We start from the raw sequence: 1,814 nt of genomic DNA, 5'->3' as shown, positions 1-1,814 counted from the left end.
GGTTCACCAGTGATTCACTCAAATAAGTCAGTTAAATTTTCTGATATCATTCCTTACAAACTTTGCATACACGACAGAGAAGTTAATGGAGATCCTATTAAGATTAGGGAGCAGAAGGATTTAGATACAACTAAATTAGTTGATTACGTTATTGATTGTCTGAAAACTTTAAACAGAACCTTAACTCCTGATAAACTTGACGATTTAAGCACAGTAATTGGCGAAATACTCATAAATGCAGAAGAGCATTCAACAACAAAACATCGTTTTTCAATTGGCTATTTTCACGAAATAAATGAAAATGGGCAACATTATGGAGTATTTAGATTAGCTATTTTGAATTTCGGTAAAACAATCTACGAGAAGTTTAAAGACCCTGATTGTCCTAATAAAGAAGTCGTTCTAAAAATGAAATCCTTATCCGAGCAATATACTAAAAAGAAGTTTTTTGTATTTAAAGGATTTGAGGAGGAGACTTTATGGACTTTATACGCATTACAAGATGGTGTAACATCAGTTGCCCCATCAAGATACAAGAAACGTGGGAATGGTTCTATTCAGTTTATTGAAAGTTTCTTCAATATTAAGGGTAATAAAAAAGACGCTGACGATTTTTCAACTCTTGCCATTCTATCAGGTAACACGAGTATTGTTTTTGACGGAAGCTACAACATAACCAATGGTTTCGTGGATGGCGAACCGTATAAGTTTATGACTTTCAATCAATCAGGAAACATAGAAGACAAACCTGATTCAAAGTTTGTTAAGTTTGTAGACCACTATTTCCCTGGCACAATAATTAGTGCTAGAATTATGTTTAACGAAGATGATTTAACACAAGAAATATGAAACTAAGTAATGCAAATATTATTAACCTTGAAGACTATAGGGTTAAAGGAAAGGATGGAACAATAGCCAAAGTCTTTACGGGTAGAGACAGGGGCGAAGATGTTCGCAAGGCTTCCAAAATTGACGAAATTGAAAAAAGCTATGACGAAGTATTTATTATAATCCCTGATAATATTTACTCAATTAACCCTTCGTTTTTTGAGGAACTATTTGTCAATGTAGTTTTAAAACTTGGTAGGGAGAAATTTCTGAATAAATTCAAATTTGATTCAGTAGGCAATTACAATTACGAGCGACCACTTAGTGAGGCCATAATTCGCATATTAAGAAAAAAAACTGCAATAGGATAAAGTATGTGTGATATAGTAACTCAACCCGAAAATGTAATTGACTATATGAGTATTCTTGATATAGCTTTTAAAGCAGCGACTGTTTGCATCGCAGGTTTCAATGTATATTTTGCAGTAAAGATTTTCCGACTCAAGGATAAAAAAGATGAAACAGAAAAAGAAAGAGATAGAAAAATTCAACTTTTGAAAACACTCGTTCTTGACCATAACTTGAAAAACTATCATTCAATTTTTGATGACATCGAACAGCAACTTATTCTTCTCAAACAGCCAAACCTATCGACAATTGACAAGCAAAACATAGACACTCAAATTGCCGACTATTTCATTCAATTAAGAAGTAAATTTTATGACGCATTACTAGCTATTGATGACAGTTTATACGAAAGTATCAAGGACAAAGCAGACTGCTTACAGACACATATAACGAATACTATTTTTGACCCCGGTATCAACTTAACATATCAACCCAAGTTTGACGAGTTAATAACACAAAAACTAACGATAACAAAGACAGAAATAATTCGGACACTATTCAAATATAGAGGATGAAAAGAAGGGCAGCCACTAACAGCCGTTTGCCGCAATGGGGGCTGACGTGGTTAAATCAAGTGC

General features: G+C 33.6%; 3 protein-coding genes. All 3 read left to right on the top strand.

Features of this window, described 5'->3' with window-relative positions; genetic code table 11:
* The coding region (locus tag CHU92_RS15720; RefSeq protein WP_207759783.1) for a hypothetical protein at positions 1 to 849 on the top strand (849 nt) is incomplete at its 5' end.
* Positions 846 to 1,199 (top strand): STAS-like domain-containing protein, encoded by a 354-nt coding sequence (locus CHU92_RS01100; RefSeq protein ID WP_094411747.1) that lies wholly within the window; start codon positions 846 to 848, stop codon positions 1,197 to 1,199. The genes CHU92_RS15720 and CHU92_RS01100, both read left to right, overlap by 4 nt.
* A gap of 45 nt (positions 1,200 to 1,244) precedes the next feature.
* Complete coding sequence (locus CHU92_RS01095) at positions 1,245 to 1,751, top strand: hypothetical protein (RefSeq protein WP_165764552.1); 507 nt, start codon at positions 1,245 to 1,247, stop codon at positions 1,749 to 1,751.
* Positions 1,752 to 1,814 lie beyond the last annotated feature (63 nt).

The sequence above is a fragment of the Flavobacterium cyanobacteriorum genome (genome assembly GCF_002251835.1).
Classification (GTDB): Bacteria; Bacteroidota; Bacteroidia; order Flavobacteriales; family Flavobacteriaceae; genus Flavobacterium; species Flavobacterium cyanobacteriorum.
This window is presented reverse-complemented; position numbering and strand designations above follow the sequence as displayed.